This window comes from Kitasatospora sp. NPDC008050 (assembly GCF_042957465.1).
Classification (GTDB): domain Bacteria; phylum Actinomycetota; class Actinomycetes; order Streptomycetales; family Streptomycetaceae; genus Kitasatospora.
In genome coordinates this window covers 100,466-118,231 of sequence record NZ_JBIBIJ010000017.1, presented here as the reverse complement: position 1 = coordinate 118,231, position 17,766 = coordinate 100,466, and the positions used below count along the sequence as shown (strand labels likewise).

The window sequence follows — 17,766 nt, the reverse complement described above, 5'->3', positions numbered from 1 at the left end:
CGCGGGACACCCTCGCAGGCTGCAGAAACGTCACGGCGCGGTCCCCGGGGGGACCGCGCCGTCGGCGTATCCGGCTGCCGGGCCGGCCGGCCCTCAGCCCTGTCCGCGGGGCGCGCGGGCCAGCTGGCGCGACTGCGCCACCAGGCGGCCGGCCGAGTCCCAGATCTCGCAGTCCTCCTCGAAGTACCCGCCGGCCAGGTTCCGGGTGGCGTGGCTGACCCGCAGCCAGCCCGCGGCCGGCACCGCCCGCAGGTGGACGGTCAGCTCGATGGTCGGCGCCCAGCCGGGCAGCCCCAGGTCGAAGGTGACCGGCGGCAGCGCGTCGGCCACCAGCAGCAGCTCCAGCGGGTCCGGCTCGCGCCCGTCGGCCAGCCTGAACCAGCCCTGGATCCGGCCCGCCCTGGCCGGCTGCCCCAGCGCCCAGCCGACGGTGGCCGGGTCGAGCCGCAGATCGAAGCGCTCCAGCAACGCGGCCTGCTCCAGCAGCGGCCGGGGCGCGTGCTCCATGCCCACGCACGCCTCGACCGGCGGCAGCGTGGGGGGCACGGCGGAGGTGTGCACCTCGTCGGTCAGCGCGGCCAGCTCGCCGTAGCTGGCCAGCACTCTCAGCTTCTCGACCGGCGTGCCGTCCGCGCCGTCCTGGTAGAGCGAGGCGGTGGCGGTGGAGAGCGACCGGCCGCGGCGCACGGTCTCGGTTCGCACCGACAGCGGGCCGGGGTGCGAGGTCGCCAGGTAGTAGCCGCTGATCGACAGCGGATCGGGGTGCTCGGGCAGTTCCTGGCGCAGCGCGTTGGCGGCCACCGCGAGCAGCAGCCCGCCGTTCACCCCGCCGCCGATCTGCCAGCCGGCGCCCAGCTCACCGAGGTGGCGCCCCGGGGTGCCGGGGTCCGGTTCCAGGGCGATCGCCTGATCGAACTCGCTGTCGGTCCGGGTCGCAGTCGTCATGGCGGAACGCCCTTCGCAATTGGCTACTGATCAGTAACAACATACGCGCGATGGCCGCCGGACCGGAAGGTCCGACGGCCATCGAAGGGGGCGCTGGGGCGATGCAGAACAGACCGCCTCAGTCGCGGCGGATCGTGCTCTTCAGCTCCATGAAGCGGGCCAGCATGCCGTTCACGAAGGCCGGCGAGTCGTCCGTGGAGAACTCCTTGGCGATCTCCACCGCCTCGTCCAGGACGACCGCGTCCGGGACGCCGTCCTCCCAGATCAGCTCGTAGGCGCCGAGCCGCAGGACGTTGCGGTCCACGACCGGCATCCGGTCGAGCGTCCAGCCGACGGAGTAGGTCGAGATCAGCTCGTCGATCCGGCGGGCGTGCTGCACATAGCCCTCGACCAGCTGCATGGTGTACTCGCCGACCTGCGGCACACCTTCGTCGGGCTTGGGCTCGCGGGCGCGGGCCACCCAGCTCGCGAGCACCGACAACGGGTCGACGCCCCGGCCGTCGGCCTCGAAGAGGATCTGGAAGGCGTGCGTGCGCGCCTTGGTGCGTGCTGACGCCACGGTTACTTGTTCACCCGGCCGAGGTAGCTGCCGTCACGGGTGTCGACCTTGATCTTCTCACCGGTGGTGATGAAGAGCGGGACGGCGATCTCGGCGCCGGTCTCCAGCTTGGCGGGCTTGGTGCCACCGGTGGAGCGGTCGCCCTGCAGGCCGGGCTCGGTCTCCTCGACGACCAGCTCGACGGAGGCCGGGAGCTCGACGTACAGCGGGGCGCCCTCGTAGACCGCCACCAGGGCCTCGAAGCCCTCCAGCAGGTACTTGGCCGCGTCGCCGACGACCTCCTTGCTGATGAACAGCTGGTCGTAGGTGTCCATGTCCATGAACACGAACGACTCGCCGTCCTTGTACGAGTACTGCATGCCGCGCTTGTCGACGTTCGCGGTCTCGACCTTGGTGCCCGCGTTGAACGTCTTGTCGACGACCTTGCCGTTCAGCACGTGCTTGAGCTTGGTGCGCACGAAGGCGGGGCCCTTGCCCGGCTTGACGTGCTGGAACTCGACGACGGACCAGAGCTGGTCGTTGTCGAGCTTGAGGACCATGCCGTTCTTGAGATCGTTCGTGGAAGCCACGGGCGCACTAACTCCTGATATAGCTGTCAAGGAACCAAGGGTGCGGGCCTGCCCCCACCGGGAGCGGTGGTCACAGGGCGAGGAGCTCCTTGGTGGTGATGGTGAGCAGCTCGGGTCCGCCCTCTTCGAGGGGGCGCACCACGAGCGTGTCCTCGATCCGGACTCCGCCGCGGCCCGGGAGGTGAACCCCTGGACCGACGGTGACCGGCACGCGGTTGTCCAGTTTACCCATCTCGGCGGGCCCCAGCTGCGGCGCCTCCCTGACCTCCAGACCCACACCGTGCCCGAACGGCTGGGGCCGCTCCTCCTGGTACCCGCCGGCCCGCAGCACCTCGCGTGCGGCGCGGTCCGGTTCGCTGCCCGGCACGCCCGGGGCCAGCGCCTCGCGCCCGGCCCGCTGGGCCTCGAAGACCAGCCGGTGCAGCTCCACCTGCCAGGCCGCGGGGGCCGCGCCGATCACGAAGGTGCGGGTGGTGCAGACCGAGTAGCCACGGTACTGGGCGCCGAGCGAGACGGTCAGGAAGTCGCCCTCCTCGACCCTGCGGTCGGTGGGCCGGTGGTCGGCCCGCCCGGAGTGGCTGCCGGTGCCCACCGAGACCGGGTAGCCCGCCCGGTCCGCGCCGTGGTCGATCATCCGGCGCTCCAGCTCCATCGCCAGATGGCGCTCGGTGCGGCCCACCAGAATCGACTCCAGCAGCTCGCCCAGCGCCTGGTCGCCGATCTCGGCGGCGATCCGCAGCCCGGCCAGCTCCTGCTCGTCCTTGACCACCCGCAGCCGCTCGACCGCGCGCTTGACGTCGGCCAGCCGCACCCCCGGGGCCGAGTCGGCGATCGCGCGGTGCCGGCTGACGGTGAGGTCGTGCTCCTCCACCGCCAGGTCCGCCACGCCGAGGCGGGTGGCGGCCGTGGCGGCGGCCGCCACGGTGTCCTGGCCCGGGTCGGCGGCCAGCCTCGGCAGGCCGGGGTCGAGGGGCGGCTCGCCGCTGTCGTCGGGCGGCAGCTCGGCGGGCAGCACCAGCAGCGCGCGCTCGCGGGTCAGCAGCAGGGCCGCGCCGCACGGGGTGCAGCCGGTCAGGTACCGGACGTTGGCGGACCTGCTGATCAGCGCCGCGTCCGCCCCACTGGCGCTGCAGTACTCGCTGAGCCGCTCCCGGCGGGCCGCGTGCGCATCTGACATGTCTGGAAGCCTAGGGATGCCGCCCTGGGCCCGCCTCTTCTACTGGGCCGTCCTCATGCGTGGGCCGCGCGCTCCACCCGGACGGCGTGTCGGGGCGCCGGGTGGTCAGATGGACGGGTGGAGTGGTTCACCGCGCCCGGGTACGCGCTCAGCCGGCTGGTGCTGCTGCGCCTGCTGGCCCTCGTCTACCTGGTCGGCTTCCTGGCGGCGGCCCGGCAGTTCCGGGCACTGATCGGCGAGCACGGCATGCTGCCGGTGCCGCGCTACCTGCGCTACCGGTCCTTCCGGGAGGCGCCGAGCCTGTTCCAGTTCGGCTACTCGGACCGCGCCTTCGCCGCCGTCGCCCGGGGCGGGGCGCTGCTCGCGGCCGCCGTGGCGGCGGGGCTGGCCGACCTGGTGCCGCTGTGGGCCGCCATGCTGCTGTGGGCGCTGCTCTGGCTGCTCTACCTGTCGATCGTCAACGTCGGACAGACCTGGTACTCCTTCGGCTGGGAGTCGCTGCTGCTGGAGGCCGGGTTCCTGGCGGTCTTCCTGGGCAACGCCGAGGTCGCGCCCCCCGTCCTGGTGCTCTTCCTGTTCCGCTGGCTGCTGTTCCGGGTGGAGTTCGGCGCCGGGCTGATCAAGCTGCGCGGCGACCGCTGCTGGCGGGACCTGAGCTGCCTGAAGTACCACCACGAGACCCAGCCGATGCCCGGCCCGCTGAGCTGGTACTTCCACCACCTGCCGATGCCGCTGCACCGCGTGGAGGTGGCCGCCAACCACCTGGCCCAGCTGGGCCTGCCGGTGCTGCTCTTCACCCCGCAGCCGATCGCCTCCTGGGCGGCGGGGGCGATGGTGGTCACCCAGCTCTGGCTGGTCGCCTCCGGCAACTTCGCCTGGCTCAACTGGCTGACCATCGCGCTGGCCTTCGGCGTGCTGCGGCTGCCCGGGGCCGGACACCTGGCCACCGCGCGGGCGCCGCTCTGGTACGAGGTGCTGGTGCTGGCCGCGACCGCGCTGGTGGTCTGGCTCAGCTACTGGCCGGCCCGCAACCTGCTCTCGCGCGGGCAGCTGATGAACTACTCCTTCAACCGGCTGCACCTGGTCAACACCTACGGCGCCTTCGGCAGCATCAACCGGATCCGCTTCGAGGTCGTCGTCGAGGGCACCGACGAGGAGCGGCTGACGGCGCACACGGTGTGGCGCGAGTACGAGTTCCGGGGCAAGCCGGGCGACGTGCGCCGCCGGCCCCGCCAGTACGCGCCCTACCACCTGCGGCTGGACTGGCTGATGTGGTTCGCCGGCATCTCCCCGGCCTACGCGCGCCCCTGGCTGCGGCCGTTCGCCGAGCGGCTGCTGGCCGGCGACCGGACGACCCTGCGGCTGCTGCGGCACAACCCCTTCCCCGAGGCGCCTCCGGCCCATGTGCGGGCGGTGCTCTACCGCTACCGGTTCACCACCCGGCAGGAGCGGCGGGCCACCGGCGCCTGGTGGCACCGGACCCGGCTGCGGGTCTACCTGGCCCCGATGACGCGCCCACGCTAGGGCCTGTCCGGCCGGGCGCTAGCCGCGGACCTCCAGGACCACCTTGCCGAGGTTGCTCCGGGACTCCAGCAGCGCCGCCGCCTCGGCCGCGCGCGCCAGCGGGAGTACCTGGCAGGCGGGCCGCAGCCGCTCCTCGGCGAGCAGCCGCCACAGCTCGGCGCGGCAGTCGGCGACCACCTGGGGCCGGTGACGGGCCAGTTGACCCATCGACAGGCCGGTGACCGTGGCCGCCGAACCGAGGACGACGCCGGCGTCCAGGGTGCCGCCGTAACCGGCCAGGGTGACCAGGCGGCCGAACGGGGCCAGCGCGGCCAGCGCCCGCGGCAGCACCTCGCCGCCGGCCCCCTCCAGGACCAGGTCAACCGGCTCGCCCCAGTGCGGCTCCTGGTAACGGACCACCTCATCGGCGCCGAGCGAGCGCAGGAAGTCCGCCTTGCCCGGGCCGCCGACCGCCGCGACCACCCGGGCGGCGCCGAGGACCTTGGCCAGTTGGACGATCAGGTGGCCGACCCCGCCGGCCGCGTTGGTCACCAGGACGGACTGCCCCGGCTCCAGGGCGCCGACCCGCAGCGCCGCGAGCGCCACCAGTCCCCCGTGGACCAGGCTGAGCGCGTCGGCGGCGCTCGCGCTCTCGGGCACCGGCGTGATCAGGGCGGGCGCCGCGACCAGTTGGTCGGCGTAGACCTCGGCGGCGACGCCGCCGACCCGGTCGCCGACCTGGTACCCCGCCACCTCGGATCCGAGTGCGGTGATCCGGCCGACGAAGCCGCCACCGGGCGAACCCGGCAGCGGGGGGTGGCCGACGCCGGCGAGCATCTTCAGCAGCATCAGGCTGACCCCGGCCGCCTCCACCGCCACCAGCACCTCGCCCGGCCCGGCCACCGGCGCGGCGACCTCGTCGAGCCGCAGCACCTCGGCGCCGCCGTACCGGTGGAACCTGACCTTGCGCATGGCGCGCTCCCCCTTCGAGAACCGTTGGTGGTCCCAACGTTATCAGAGTTCCATTGGGAGCCCCAACGACTTTAGGATGCCCCCATGACCGAAGCCCCGTTCTCCCGCCTGCAGACCCTCCCCAGCTGGCTCCTCGGCCGCGCCGGAGCCCTCGCCCACCGCCTGGTCACCGAGGCGCTGAGCGAGGAGGGCATGCGGATGGGCCACCACGCGGTGCTCTGCGCGGTGGCCGAGTTCGGCCCGCTCGCCCAGGCCGAACTCTCGCGCACCGTGCGGATCGACCCGAAGGACATGGTGGGCATCCTCAACGAGCTGCAGACCCAGGGCCTGGTGCTGCGCGGCAAGGACCCGCGGGACGCCCGGAAGAACGCGATCGCCCTGACCCCGACCGGCGCCGAGCTGCTGACCCGCCTGGAGCGACTGGGCGAGGCGGCGAACGAGGAGCTACTGGCCCCCCTGGCCCCGAAGGAGCGGGAGCAGCTGCTGTCGCTGGTCGCGAGGGTGATCGAGGGCCGCATCTGACCTGTTGACATCCTGGGATCTGTTGATATCAAGTATCTTGACATCAAGATTGATATCGGACAGGCTGCTCCGTGCTCCCCTGCGGCCACGGTGGCTCCGCGGCGTCCGGAGCGGATCGGGGGCCGGTCATGCGGCGCAGCGGGAACGGACAGACCCTGGTGGCGCAGCTGCGCCACCCGCCGGGCGGGCGGGACGCCCGGACCATGCTGCTCACCCAGTTCCTCGACCGGACCGGGACCGGGGTCTGGGGTGCGGCCTCGGTGCTGTACTTCACCGTCGTCAGCCGCCTGGACGCCCGGCAGGTGGGCCTGCTGCTGGGCGTCGCCGCGGTGGCGGGCATCGCCGGGTCGCCACTGGCCGGATGGCTGGCCGAACGGCTGCCGGTGCGCGGACTGCTGATCGGGTGCCACCTGCTGCGCCTGGGCACGATGAGCCTGCTGCTGGTCTGCGACGGCTTCGCGGCGCTGCTGCCCGTGGTCGCCGTGACCTGCCTCGGCGAGCGGGCGGCCAAGACCCTGGAGATGCTCTTCGCCACCCGGGTCGCGGGCGAGCGGCGCACCACCTACCAGGCGCTGTCGCGCAGCGCGGCCAACGCCGGATACGCGCTGGGCGCCGGGATCGCGGCGCTCGGCCTGGCGGTGGGCACCAGGGACGCCTACCGGGCGCTGATCCTGTGCGACGCACTCTCCTTCGCGCTGGCCGCCGCGCTGGTCCGGCGCACCCGGGAACCGCGGGCGCAGGAGCGGACCGTGCCAGAGGCGGGCGACGCGGGCGACGCCGCCGGGCGGCCCAGGACAGGCCCCAGGACAGGCCCTGACGGTGTACCGAGCCCATGGCGCGACCGCGGCTACCTGCTCTTCGTGCTGCTGGACATTCCGATGAACCTCGACGACTCGGTGCTGGGCGTCGGCCTGCCGCTCTGGCTGGTGGACCACACCCGCGCGCCGCACGCCTTCGTGCCGGCCTTCCTGCTGCTCAACACCGTGCTGGTGGTGGCCCTCCAACTGCGGGTCTCGGCCCGGGCCGAGGGGCCGCGCCGGGCCGCGGGGGCGGTGGCGGTGTACGGGGTGACGATGCTCGCCTGCTGCGCGGTGCCGGCGACCGCGACCGGCGGCGGGGCCCTGCCCGCCTCGCTCGCCATGCTCGGGGCGGCGGCGCTGGTCACCCTGGCGGAGCTGATGCGCTCGGTGAGCTCCTGGGAGCTGGCGGTGCGACTGGCGCCGCCGCAGGCCCGCGCCTCCTACCTCGGGGTGGCCGGGATGTCCCAGTCCGTACAGAAGTCGGTCGGCCCGCTGCTGCTGACCGGCGCGGTGATGACCGCCGGGCCGGCCGGCTGGCTGGCGCTCGGCACGGCGGTCGCGGGGCTCGGCCTGGTGCAGCGGCGGGCCTGCCTGCGGCGGCTGGCGGCGCCGTCGCCCGCGGCACCCAGCACGCCGGCCGCACCGGCCGACATGTCCAACCGCCTTGCCGCCTCCGCCTCCTGACGGCAGGTCAGCGCTGCTGGCAGCGCGGGCACCAGAACAGGTTGCGGGCCGCGTGCTGCTCGGTGCGCACCTCGGTGCCGCAGACCAGGCAGGCCTGACCGGCCCGCCGGTAGACGTAGACCTCGCCGCCGTGGTCGTCCACCCGCGGCGGGCGGCCCATCGCCTGGGGTGTGTGCTCGGGGCGCACGGTGTCGATCCGTCCGATCGCCGCCCCCTCGCGCATCAGCTCCACCAGGTCGTGCCAGATCAGCTCCCACTCGGCCGCCGTCAGGTCGCGACCGGCTCGGTGCGGGTCGATGCCGTGCCGGAAGAGCACCTCGGCGCGGTAGACGTTGCCCACCCCCGCCAGGATCTTCTGGTCCATCAGCAGCGCCGCTATGGTGCTGCGACTGCGGCTGATCCGCTGCCAGGCGCGCTCGGGCTCGGCGTCCGCGCGCAGCGGGTCCGGGCCGAGGCGCGCGTGTACGGCGTCCTTCTCGGCGGGCGTGAGCAGCTCGCAGGTGGTCGGTCCGCGCAGGTCGGCGTACTGGTCCCCGTTCGACAGCCGCAGCCGGATCAGGCCGACCGGCGCGGGTGCGGGGGCCGGTCCGAAGGTGACGACGCCGTACAGGCCCAGGTGGATGTGGACCCAGGCCTCGCCGAAGCCGAGGAAGAGGTGCTTGCCGTCGGCCTCGGCGCGCTCCAGCGGCCGCCCGTCGACCAGCCGGGCGCCCTCGGCGAAGCGGCCCTGCGGGCTGGCGACGGCCACCGGCCGGCCGCCGAAGGCCGCCTGGTGCTGGGCGGCGAGCCGGTGCAGGATGTGGCCTTCGGGCATGGGGCTCGCTGTCCTCGGTTCTCGGCGTTCTCGGTTCTCGGCGTTCTCGGTTCTCGGACCACGGGGGTCGGCGGCTGCTCAGCGCACCGGCTGGCCGGCCAGCCGGGCGGCGATCACCCGGTCCAGCGCCTCGGCGGTGGCGGCGACGTCCAGCTGCGAGTTGTCGATGATCGGCAGCCCGGAGTTGTACCAGCCCGCCATCCGGCCGTGGATCAGCGCCACCTCCTCGTCGCTGAGCCGTCGGTTGCCCGAGCGCCGGGCGTTGCGGGCGAGCACCGAGTCCAGGCCGGGCAGCAGCACCACCGGGATCATGCCGGGGCCGATGTGCCGCTTCCAGCCGCCCAGGCCGATCGCCGGGCGGTCGGGGAAGACCGCATCGTCGATGATGCAGGAGATGCCGTTGGCCAGGTAGTTGCGGCAGGCGAAGCCGCAGGTGCGGCGGGCCAGCCGGTACTGGGCCTCGGAGGCGTTGTTCCAGCCGGACTGCGGGTTGGCGAAACCCGAGCACACCCACTCGCGGACGTCGTCCAGGCTGATGTGCGCGGTGGTGGTGGGCCGCCGCTCGGCCCAGTGCCGGGCGACCGTGGTCTTGCCCGCGCCGGCCGGACCGATCAGCAGCACCGCCAGCGGCCCCACGTGCTGGGGCGGCGCGGCGGCCGGCAGTTGGACCGGCGCACCGGTGGGCATCACGAAGTGCCCGGTGGCCCCGGCCGGCGCCGCAGCGCTCGGGGCACCGGCGGGCGCGGCCTGCGGGGCGGCGGCCGGGGGCAGTGCGGGGGGCGGCACGGGACGGCCCTGGGTGGCCGGATACGGCTGCACGCTCTGGCGCGGCGCCACCGGCGGCGGCACTACCGGGCGCGGGGGCACTCCCCCTGCGTACTGCTGCGTCACGGACACACCTCCCGGCGGGGACACTACACGGCGGCCCGGCGCCGAGCCCAGTTGCGGGCCCAGGGGCCTGTCCGACGCGAACTGTCGGACAGGCCCCGGCACCGGGCCGTGTGCGGAGCCGGCCGACGAGCGGCCGGCGCGCCGTCAGCGGGTGGTGAGCTGTTCGGCCAGCGCGCGCAGCGCCAACTCGTAGGAGCCCAGGCCGAAGCCCGCGATGGTGCCGGAGGCGATCGCGGCGATCACCGAGTTGTGCCGGAACTCCTCGCGGGCGTACGGGTTGGAGATGTGCACCTCGATCAGCGGCGCGGTGCGCTGGGCGGCCGCGTCGCGCAGCGCGTACGAGTAGTGCGTGAAGGCACCCGGGTTGATCACCACGGGGGTCTTCTCGTCGGCCGCCCAGTGCAGCCACTCGATCATCTGCTGCTCGGAGTTGGTCTCCTTGACCTCCACCTCGAAGCCCAGCTCCCGGCCGAGCTTGGTGCAGCGCTCGACCAGCCCGCCGTAGGAGGTGGCGCCGTAGACGTCCGGCTCCCGGCTGCCCAGGCGCCCCAGGTTGGGACCGTTCAGTACCAGCACCCTGCTCATCCGGAGACCTCCGCGTAGGCCGCGACCAGCAGCGACGGGTCCGGGCCCTCCAGCACGGAGGTCTTGCCCAGGCCGTCGAGCACGATGAAGCGCAGCAGGTCGCCGCGCGACTTCTTGTCGATCTTCATGGCGTCCAGCAGCTTCGGCCAGGCGTCCGCCCGGTAGCTCAGCGGCAGGCCCACCGAGGCCAGCACGGTGCGGTGCCGGTCGGCCGTCACGTCGTCCAACCGCCCGGCCAGCCGGCCCAGTTCGGCGGCGAAGACCATGCCGACCGAGACCGCGGCGCCGTGCCGCCACTTGTAGCGCTCGTTGCGCTCGATGGCGTGCGCCAGGGTGTGGCCGTAGTTGAGGATCTCGCGCAGGCCCGACTCCTTGAGGTCGCCGGAGACCACGTCGGCCTTGACCTGGATGGCGCGCTGGATCAGCTCCACGGTGTGCGGCCCGCCAGGGGTCGCGGCGCCCGCGGGGTCGGCCTCCACCAGGTCGAGGATGACCGGGTCAGCGATGAAGCCGCACTTGATCACCTCGGCCAGACCGGAGACGTAGTCGTGCTTGGGCACGGTCTCCAGGGTGGCCAGATCGGCCAGCACGCCCACCGGCGGGTGGAAGGCGCCGACCAGGTTCTTGCCCTCGGCGATGTTGATGCCGGTCTTGCCGCCGACCGCCGCGTCCACCATGCCCAGCAGCGTGGTGGGCATCGCGACCCAGCGCACCCCGCGCAGCCAGCTGGCGGCGACGAAGCCGGCCAGGTCGGTGGTGGCGCCGCCGCCCAGGCCCACGATCACATCGGAGCGGGTGAACCCGGTCTGGCCGAGCACCGACCAGCAGTAGGCGGCGACCTCGGCGCTCTTGGCCTCCTCGGCGTTCGGCACCTGCAGCGCGATCGCCTCGTAGCCCTCGGCGGCCAGGTCCTCGCGGATCGCCTCACCGGTGGCCGACAGCGCCTCGGGGTGGATGATCGCCACCCGGCGCGCTTGGTTGCCGATCAGCCCGCTCAGCTCGCCGAGCAGCTGGTGCCCGACCAGCACGTCGTACGGCGCGTGGCCGGCCGAGCCGCCGACGTGGATGGTGACGGTGTCGGTGCTGCTCATGCGTCCTTCAACTCCAGGGATTCCAGTACGGCGTCGACGACCTGCTCCGGGGTGCGCCCCTCGGTGGCCACCGTGGCGGCGGCCACGTCCAGGTAGAGCGGTCGGCGACGCTCCATCAGCTCGCGCCACTGCTGGCGCGGGTTGACCGCGAGCAGCGGGCGCGGCGCGTCCAGGCCCACCCGCTTGACGGCGTCGTGCAGCGCCACCTCCAGGTAGACCACCGGCCGACCGGCCAGCAGCGCCCGGGTGGCGTCCGTCATCACCGCGCCGCCGCCGAGCGCGAGCACGCCCTCGTGCCCGGCCAGCGCGGCGGCGACCGCGGCGGCCTCCAGCTCGCGGAAGTGCGGCTCGCCGTCCTCGATGAAGATGTCCGGGATCGGCTTGCCGGCCCGCTGCTCGATGTCGGCGTCGGTGTCCCGGAAGGCGCAGCCGAGCCGCTCGGCGAGCAGCCGGCCCACGGTGCTCTTGCCGGCTCCCGGAGGGCCGACCAGCACGACCCTGGGTCCGCCGGATGCGGCAGCGCTCATCGGACGATCAGGTTGTCGAGGTAGCCCTGCACATTGCGCCGGGTCTCACTGACGTGGTCCCCGCCGAACTTCTCGCTGACCGCGTCGGCCAGCACCAGCGCGACCATCGCCTCGGCGACGATGCCGGCGGCCGGCACCGCACAGACGTCCGAGCGCTGGTGGTGCGCCTTGGCCTCCTCGCCGGTGCGCACGTCGATGGTGCGCAGCGCGCGCGGCACGGTGGCGATCGGCTTCATCGCGGCCCGCACCCGCAGCAGCTCACCGGTGGACAGGCCGCCCTCGGTGCCGCCGGACCGGCCGGAGGTGCGCCTGACACCGTCCGGGGTCGGCACGATCTCGTCGTGCGCCTGCGAACCGGGGATCCGGGCCAGCTCGAAGCCGTCGCCGACCTCGACGCCCTTGATCGCCTGAATGCCCATCAGCGCGGCGGCCAGCCGCGCGTCCAGGCGGCGGTCCCAGTGCACGTGCGAGCCCAGGCCCACCGGCACGCCGTAGGCCAGCACCTCGACCACGCCGCCGAGCGTGTCGCCGTCCTTGTGGGCCTGGTCGATCTCGGCGACCATCCGCTTCGAGGCGTCCGCGTCCAGGCAGCGCACCGGGTCCTCGTCGAGCCGGGCCTCGTCGGCGGGCTGCGGCAGCACGCCGGCCGGGGCCTTGGCGGCGCCGAGCTCGACCACGTGCGAGACGATCTCGATGCCGCAGGTCTCCTTGAGGAACGCCCGGGCCACCACACCGAGCGCGACCCGGGCGGCCGTCTCACGGGCGCTGGCACGCTCCAGGATCGGGCGGGCCTCGTCGATCGAGTACTTCTGCATGCCGGCCAGGTCGGCGTGGCCGGGGCGGGGGCGGGTGAGCGCCTCGTTGCGGGCCAGGCCCGCCAGGATCTCGGGGTCGACCGGGTCGGCCGACATCACCTGCTGCCACTTGGGCCACTCGGTGTTGCCGACCATGATCGCCACCGGGCTGCCCATGGTCTCGCCGTGCCGCACCCCTCCGAGGAAGGTCACCTCGTCCTGCTCGAACTTCATCCGGGCGCCGCGCCCGTAGCCCAGACGCCGCCGGGCCAGCGCGTCCGCCACCGCGGCGGTGGTCACGGGCACGCCCGCGGGCAGGCCCTCCAGGGTGGCAACGAGGGCGGGGCCGTGCGACTCCCCCGCCGTGAGCCAGCGCAACGTACCCAACGGTGCTCCTTCGTCAGCGGTCCGGTCACGGCGCTCGCGCGGCGCTCCCGGCCGGGGTTCGGTCTGCGGGCCCGTGCGGCGAGCCCTGTGGTGAATCCTTTCACGACCTCGCCCGCACGCGGGCCACGGTCCGGGGAGCGGACATGTTCGTCCCGCGTTTGATCAGGCAGAATGGTGTTCGACCGCTTCCCGCGGCCACCGGACGAGACGCGCCGTACCCGGACTGACAAGACGACGCAGACCCATGGGAGGGGTCCCCGTCATGGAACAGGCCGTGCAGATCTTCGGCTCGATACTCATCCTGATCCCGTTCGCGCTCGCCCAGTGGGGCAAGCTCGACGCGCGCTCGCGCGGCTACCTGCTGCTGAACCTGTGCGGCTCGGCGATCCTGGCCACCCAGGCCGCACTGACCTCGCAGTGGGGGTTCCTGCTGCTGGAGGGCGTCTGGGCGGTGGTCTCGCTGCTCGGCCTGGTGGCCGTGCTGCGCGGCCGGGCACCGAGCGCGCAGCACTAAGAGGGTCCGCCAGTAGGGGTCCCCTAACAGGCGCTAGCTGCTCGCCAGTGCCGCTTCGCCCGCCGCCCGCATCGCCGCCAGCGGCCCCGGGGTGATCCCGGTGAACCGCTCGCACTGCAGCACCGCCTGATGGACCAGCAGGTCAAGGCCGCCGAGCACGGTGGCACCGCGCTCGGCGCAGGCGGCGGCGAGCGCGGTCGGCCAGGGGTGGTAGAGCACGTCGAACAGGGCGCCCGGGGTGGCGGTGAGCTCCTCGGCGAAGCCGTCGGTGGCGCCGACCGGGGTGGTGGAGACGGTCAGCGGGCCGGCCAGTGCCTCGGCGCCGCGTGCCCAGTCGGCGGTCAGCACCGCCACCCCCAGCCGCTCCCCCAGCTCCCGCATCTGCCGGGCCCGCTCCGGGCTGCGCACGTAGACGGTGATCTGCCCGGCGCCGAGCCGGGCGAGCGCGGCCAGCGCGGAGGAGGCGGTGGCACCGGCGCCCAGCACGGCCGCCGCGGGCACCTTCTCGATGCCGCGCTCGCGCAGCGCCGCGACCAGGCCCGGCACGTCGGTGTTGTCACCGGTGCGCCGGCCGTCGGCCTCGAAGACCAGGGTGTTCACCGCGTCCACCGCCAGCGCGCTCTCGCTCACCTCGTCCAGCAGCGGGATCACCGCCCGCTTCAGCGGCATGGTCAGCGAGAAGCCCGCCCAGCCGCCCGGTGCGAGGCCGGCCAGGAAGCCCGGCAACCTGGCCTCGTCCAGTTCGAAGCGGCCGTACTCCCAGTCGTCGAGCCCCAGCGCCCGGTAGGCGGCGTTGTGCAGCACCGGGGAGAGCGAGTGCGCGATGGGCGAGCCGAGCACGGCCGCGCGGTGGTGGATGGTCACGAGCCTGGTCACCTTTCCTGCCGGACAGAGCCGGACCAACCTACCCGCCGCCGCGCGCCCGCTACTTGCAGGTCATGTTGCCCGCGTCGTAGCCCTGGCCGTGCGCGGTGCAGTACTGCTGGACGTTCTGCGAGTGCTCGGCCTTGGTGGCAGAGAACCGCGTCTCGGTCGGGCTCATCGCGATGAAGAAGATCCAGTCGCCCGGGGTCGGGTTGAGCACGGCCTTGATCGCGGCATCGCCCGGGTTGGAGATCGGGCTCGGCGGCAGGCCCGGGTTGATGTAGGTGTTGTACCTGTTCGACCCGTCGTCGATCTGCGCCAAGGTCAGCGTCTTGGTGCCCAGCGAGTACTGCAGCGTGGTGTCCATGCCGAGCACGTGCTTGGTGAGGTCCTTGGTGAGCGGGCCGTTGAGCCGGTTGTCCATGACCCGGGCCATCTTGCCGAAGTCGGCGACGTTGTTGCCCTCCGCCTGCAGGATGCTCGCCTCGGTGATCACGTCGTAGGCGTTCTTCAGGCCGACGGCCTGGGCCGCCGTGTCCAGGTTGAGCTGGCTGTACTCGGCCACCGCGTTGCTCACCATCTGCTTGAGCAGGTCCTCCGGCTTCATGCCCTGGGCCACCGAGTACTTGGTCGGCCACAGGAAGCCCTCGGGGTTGTTGTTCGCGTAGGCGGGCAGGCCGAGGTTGGCCACGTTCGCCTTGGCCGCGTTCGCGGTGGTGCCCGGGGAGAGCTTCAGCTTGGTGTCGATCATCGTGTAGATGTCCGAGGCCTTCTTGCCCTCGGGGATGATCAGCGAGTCGCCGCCGGCCTCGCTGATCATCAGCGCCACCGCCGCGTCGCCGGACATCTGCAACTGCATCGAGTAGTAGCCGGGCTGGATGGGCTTGTTCGCGTTGGTGTAGGCGTTGTTGAAGGCCTTCACGCTCTTCACCACGCCGGCCTTCTGCAACACCTGCGCCATGTCGCCGGCCGAGGAGCCGTCCTGGATCTGGATCTGCACGTTGCCGGTGCCGTTGCCCTTGAAGTCCGGCGGCGGGCCGAAGGTGGTCTGGTAGAAGCCGTAGCCCCACCAGCCGGCGCCGCCCAGGCCGCCGAGCAGCACCAGGGCCACCAGCAGGCAGGCACCGCCGTTGCGGCGCCCGGACTTCTTGCCCTTGGCCTTGCGCTCGGCCTCCGCCTCCTGGCTGAGGTCCTGCGGGCCGAGGAAGCCCTGGCGGTCCTCCTCGGCGAACTCGTCCTCGGTGTGCTCGCCGTCCTCGGCGTGCTCCTCGTACTCCTCGTCGACGTACTCGCCCTCGGCGGTCTCGTCGAACGCGGTTTCCTCGCCCTCGGTGGACTCGGTGTACTGCTCCGGGTGCGCGCCGGCCTCCAGCGCGGCGGCCTCGGCCTCCCAGTCGATGCCGTCCGGCCCCGGTCCCGCGGGCTGCCGGGCCTGCTGCGGCGCGGGCTGCCGGCGCGCGGCCTGCTGCGGCGCCATCTGCTGCTGCGCGACCGGCTGTTGGGCGGCCGGGTGCTGCTGGACCTGCTGGGGCATCTGCTGCGTGCCGGTCTGCTGCTGCGGCTGCATCTGCTGCGGGAAGCCCTGCTGCTGACCCTGCTGCTGACCGAACTGCTGCTGGCCGGTCTGCTGCTGGCCGGTCTGCTGCTGGCTGACCTGCTGCTGGCCGAACTGGTCCGGGGCGAACTGCTGCGGCACCTGCTGGTAGCCGCCGGTCTGCTGCGGGAAGCCCTGCTGCTGGTACTGGGTCTGCTGCGGGTACTCGGCCTGCTGGACGTAGCCGCCCTGCTGCGGGTAGCCCTGCTGCTGCGGGTACTGCTGCTGGTACGCCTGCTGCTGCCACTGCTGCTGGGCGTACGGATCCAGCGGCACATAGGCCTGCTGCTGCCCGTACTGCTCCTGCCCCTGCGCCTGGTACTGGTGGTTCTGCTGCCCGTACGGATCCTGCGGGAGGTACTCCGACTCGCCGGCAGTGGCGGCCTGCGCCGACTGCTCAGCGTAGCCGGGCTCGGTGGGCTGCCACGGCTGGGAGCCGTAGCCCCGACCAAGATCAGTCATGAAATCCCTTAGGCCGACGGAGACGGACGGTTGATCGGACCGGCCGTCCGGGACGGCGTCCCGGCAGTACCTCGAACCGGCGTGCTAGCGCGACGGCTGAGGGGAGACGTTACCGTACCGCACGGTACTCCCTGTGCCCTCATTGCCGCGTCACGCCCCGACCGCGCGTCAGCGACGCGTCGGCGACGCGTCGGCGACCGGTCAACTGCCCGTCAGTGCCCGGTCGGTTGGGGCGGAGCGGCAACGCTGGGGCTGGGGGAGGCGGAGTGCCGGGCCTGGTAGGCGTTGAACTCGTCGACGTTCTTGCGCTGCTGCTGCTCACTGTCGGTGAACCTGGTGTCGCCCGGGCGCACTGTGACGAAATAGATCCAGTCCCCCGGTGCCGGGTTCAGCGCGGCCTGGATCGCGTCGTGCCCGGGGTTGTCGATCGGGGTCGGCGGCAGGCCGGGCACCCGGTAGGTGTTGAACGGTGAGTCGAGCTGGGTGTCACTCACCGTGGTGTGCAGCGTGGTGCGGCCCAGCGCGTAGTTGATCGTGGAGTCCAGTTGGAGCGGCATCGAGCGGGCCAGCCGGTTGTAGATGACCCGGGCCACCTTCGCCATGTCGTCCGGGTTGTCCGACTCGCCCTGCACCAGGCTGGCCACCACCAGCGCCTGGTAGCCCGTCAGTCCGCTGATCTCGGGGTGGTCGAGGTCGTCGGTGCCGAACTCGTGGCCGGCCCGGGCCACCATCTGCTGGAGCAGGCCGAGCGCCGTGGTGTCGCCGGTCACGCTGTAGGTGGAGGGGTAGTAGAGCCCCTCCGGGTTGCCGCCCGCGTAGTCCGGCAGGCTGAGGTCGGCCAGGTGCTGCTCGGCGGTGTGCTGGGCGGTGCCGGGCGGCAGGTTCAGCCGCTGGTCGATGGCGGTGTAGACCTGGCTGGCCCGGCGGCCCTCCGGGATGGTCAGCGCGTTGGCGTTGGCCGGGTTGCCGAGCACGCCCAGCGCGGCTCCGGCCGACATCCGGTGGCGCAGCGCGTAGGTGCCGGGCTGGATCCTGGCGGTGCTGTTGGCCACGGCGGAGGTGAACGCCTTGACGCTGGCCACCACCTGGTTCTGCTGCAGGATCTGGCCGATCCTGGTGAGGCTGGCGCCCTGCGGGACCGAGATCTGGATCACGGTGCCGTGTCCGGGTCCCGCGTAGTCGGCCGGGCGGCTCGGCCCCGAGTGGACGAACACGGTCCGCAGGCCCAGCAGCGCGCCGCCGGCCAGCACCGCGAGCAGCAGCAGGGTGAGCCCGCAGGCAAGGCCCGTGCGGTCGGGGTGCTTCGACGGCGGCTCGGCCAGCTCGTCGGCCCCGTCGGGCCCGGCGAGGGAGTCCGGCCCGACGGGGCCCTCGGGAGCCGGGGCCGGCTCGAAGGCCGGGGCCCCGAGATGACCCGGGCTCAGCCCGGGCACCGCGTCCTGGTCCATCGCCTCTGCCCCTTGTGTGCCCTGCCCGGTCAGCGAGGAGGCCCGTCCGGACGCGTCCGGACGG

At 73.1% G+C, this 17,766-nt stretch carries 18 protein-coding genes and 1 riboswitch; of the genes, 4 read left to right on the top strand and 14 right to left on the bottom strand.

What is annotated here, in order from left to right; all coding sequences use genetic code 11:
• Positions 1-93: 93 nt before the first annotated feature.
• The 4 genes from ACFZB9_RS28135 to ACFZB9_RS28120 all read right to left on the bottom strand — a co-directional run bounded on the left by ACFZB9_RS28135 (position 94) and on the right by ACFZB9_RS28120 (position 3,250).
• Positions 94-945 (bottom strand): thioesterase family protein, encoded by an 852-nt coding sequence (locus tag ACFZB9_RS28135; RefSeq protein WP_391451711.1) that lies wholly within the window; start codon positions 943-945, stop codon positions 94-96.
• Positions 946-1,063: 118 nt separating this feature from the next.
• A complete protein-coding gene (gene nusB, locus ACFZB9_RS28130) occupies positions 1,064-1,504 on the bottom strand; it encodes a transcription antitermination factor NusB (protein WP_391451710.1) in 441 nt (146 codons plus the stop codon).
• Between the two features lie 2 nt (positions 1,505-1,506).
• Complete coding sequence (efp, locus tag ACFZB9_RS28125; RefSeq protein WP_391451708.1) at positions 1,507-2,073, bottom strand: elongation factor P; 567 nt, start codon at positions 2,071-2,073, stop codon at positions 1,507-1,509.
• 70 nt (positions 2,074-2,143) lie between these two features.
• The gene (locus tag ACFZB9_RS28120) at positions 2,144-3,250 is read right to left on the bottom strand and encodes a M24 family metallopeptidase (RefSeq protein ID WP_391451706.1); all 1,107 of its coding nucleotides are present in this window, start codon (positions 3,248-3,250) and stop codon (positions 2,144-2,146) included.
• 117 nt (positions 3,251-3,367) lie between these two features.
• Here ACFZB9_RS28120 and ACFZB9_RS28115 point away from each other — a divergent pair, with 117 nt between their 5' ends.
• A complete protein-coding gene (locus ACFZB9_RS28115; protein WP_391451705.1) occupies positions 3,368-4,774 on the top strand; it encodes a lipase maturation factor family protein in 1,407 nt (468 codons plus the stop codon).
• 18 nt (positions 4,775-4,792) lie between these two features.
• On the opposite strand, the gene ACFZB9_RS28110 is transcribed toward ACFZB9_RS28115, so the two are convergent.
• Entirely contained in the window at positions 4,793-5,725 is a 933-nt protein-coding gene (locus ACFZB9_RS28110) for a zinc-binding alcohol dehydrogenase family protein (RefSeq protein ID WP_391451703.1), read from the bottom strand.
• An 84-nt stretch (positions 5,726-5,809) separates the two neighbouring features.
• Here ACFZB9_RS28110 and ACFZB9_RS28105 point away from each other — a divergent pair, with 84 nt between their 5' ends.
• Complete coding sequence (locus tag ACFZB9_RS28105; protein ID WP_391451701.1) at positions 5,810-6,247, top strand: MarR family winged helix-turn-helix transcriptional regulator; 438 nt, start codon at positions 5,810-5,812, stop codon at positions 6,245-6,247.
• Positions 6,248-6,375: 128 nt separating this feature from the next.
• Positions 6,376-7,731: an MFS transporter gene (locus tag ACFZB9_RS28100; protein WP_391451699.1), complete on the top strand. Its 1,356-nt coding sequence runs from the start codon at positions 6,376-6,378 to the stop codon at positions 7,729-7,731.
• A 7-nt stretch (positions 7,732-7,738) separates the two neighbouring features.
• On the opposite strand, the gene ACFZB9_RS28095 is transcribed toward ACFZB9_RS28100, so the two are convergent.
• The 6 genes from ACFZB9_RS28095 to aroC form a co-directional block, all read right to left on the bottom strand.
• On the bottom strand, positions 7,739-8,545 hold the full coding sequence (locus ACFZB9_RS28095) for an Fpg/Nei family DNA glycosylase (protein WP_391451697.1): 807 nt from the start codon (positions 8,543-8,545) through the stop codon (positions 7,739-7,741).
• A 78-nt stretch (positions 8,546-8,623) separates the two neighbouring features.
• Positions 8,624-9,436 carry an AAA family ATPase gene (locus ACFZB9_RS28090; protein ID WP_391451695.1) on the bottom strand — a complete coding sequence of 271 codons (813 nt, stop codon included), beginning with the start codon at positions 9,434-9,436 and terminating at the stop codon, positions 8,624-8,626.
• A 144-nt stretch (positions 9,437-9,580) separates the two neighbouring features.
• Positions 9,581-10,021, bottom strand: a complete 441-nt coding sequence (aroQ, locus tag ACFZB9_RS28085) for a type II 3-dehydroquinate dehydratase (RefSeq protein WP_391451694.1) — start codon at positions 10,019-10,021, stop codon at positions 9,581-9,583.
• Entirely contained in the window at positions 10,018-11,112 is a 1,095-nt protein-coding gene (gene aroB, locus ACFZB9_RS28080) for a 3-dehydroquinate synthase (RefSeq protein ID WP_391451692.1), read from the bottom strand. Before aroB ends, aroQ begins: the two co-directional genes overlap by 4 nt.
• Positions 11,109-11,639: a shikimate kinase gene (locus ACFZB9_RS28075; protein ID WP_391451690.1), complete on the bottom strand. Its 531-nt coding sequence runs from the start codon at positions 11,637-11,639 to the stop codon at positions 11,109-11,111. Before ACFZB9_RS28075 ends, aroB begins: the two co-directional genes overlap by 4 nt.
• Positions 11,636-12,820 carry a chorismate synthase gene (aroC, locus tag ACFZB9_RS28070; RefSeq protein WP_391451688.1) on the bottom strand — a complete coding sequence of 395 codons (1,185 nt, stop codon included), beginning with the start codon at positions 12,818-12,820 and terminating at the stop codon, positions 11,636-11,638. The genes ACFZB9_RS28075 and aroC overlap by 4 nt, the downstream gene beginning before the upstream one ends.
• 177 nt (positions 12,821-12,997) lie before the next feature.
• Positions 12,998-13,061: riboswitch (guanidine-III (ykkC-III) riboswitch) on the top strand.
• A gap of 21 nt (positions 13,062-13,082) precedes the next feature.
• Between aroC and ACFZB9_RS28065 the strand changes: the two genes are divergently transcribed.
• Positions 13,083-13,334: a hypothetical protein gene (locus ACFZB9_RS28065; protein WP_391451686.1), complete on the top strand. Its 252-nt coding sequence runs from the start codon at positions 13,083-13,085 to the stop codon at positions 13,332-13,334.
• A 33-nt stretch (positions 13,335-13,367) separates the two neighbouring features.
• Here the strand turns inward: ACFZB9_RS28065 and ACFZB9_RS28060 are convergent, their stop codons facing one another.
• The 3 genes from ACFZB9_RS28060 to mltG (ACFZB9_RS28050) form a co-directional block, all read right to left on the bottom strand.
• On the bottom strand, positions 13,368-14,198 hold the full coding sequence (locus ACFZB9_RS28060; protein ID WP_391451684.1) for a shikimate dehydrogenase: 831 nt from the start codon (positions 14,196-14,198) through the stop codon (positions 13,368-13,370).
• A gap of 61 nt (positions 14,199-14,259) precedes the next feature.
• Positions 14,260-16,254 (bottom strand): endolytic transglycosylase MltG, encoded by a 1,995-nt coding sequence (gene mltG / locus ACFZB9_RS28055; protein ID WP_391451682.1) that lies wholly within the window; start codon positions 16,252-16,254, stop codon positions 14,260-14,262.
• A 212-nt stretch (positions 16,255-16,466) separates the two neighbouring features.
• Positions 16,467-17,702 carry an endolytic transglycosylase MltG gene (mltG, locus tag ACFZB9_RS28050; RefSeq protein WP_391451680.1) on the bottom strand — a complete coding sequence of 412 codons (1,236 nt, stop codon included), beginning with the start codon at positions 17,700-17,702 and terminating at the stop codon, positions 16,467-16,469.
• Positions 17,703-17,766: the final 64 nt, after the last annotated feature.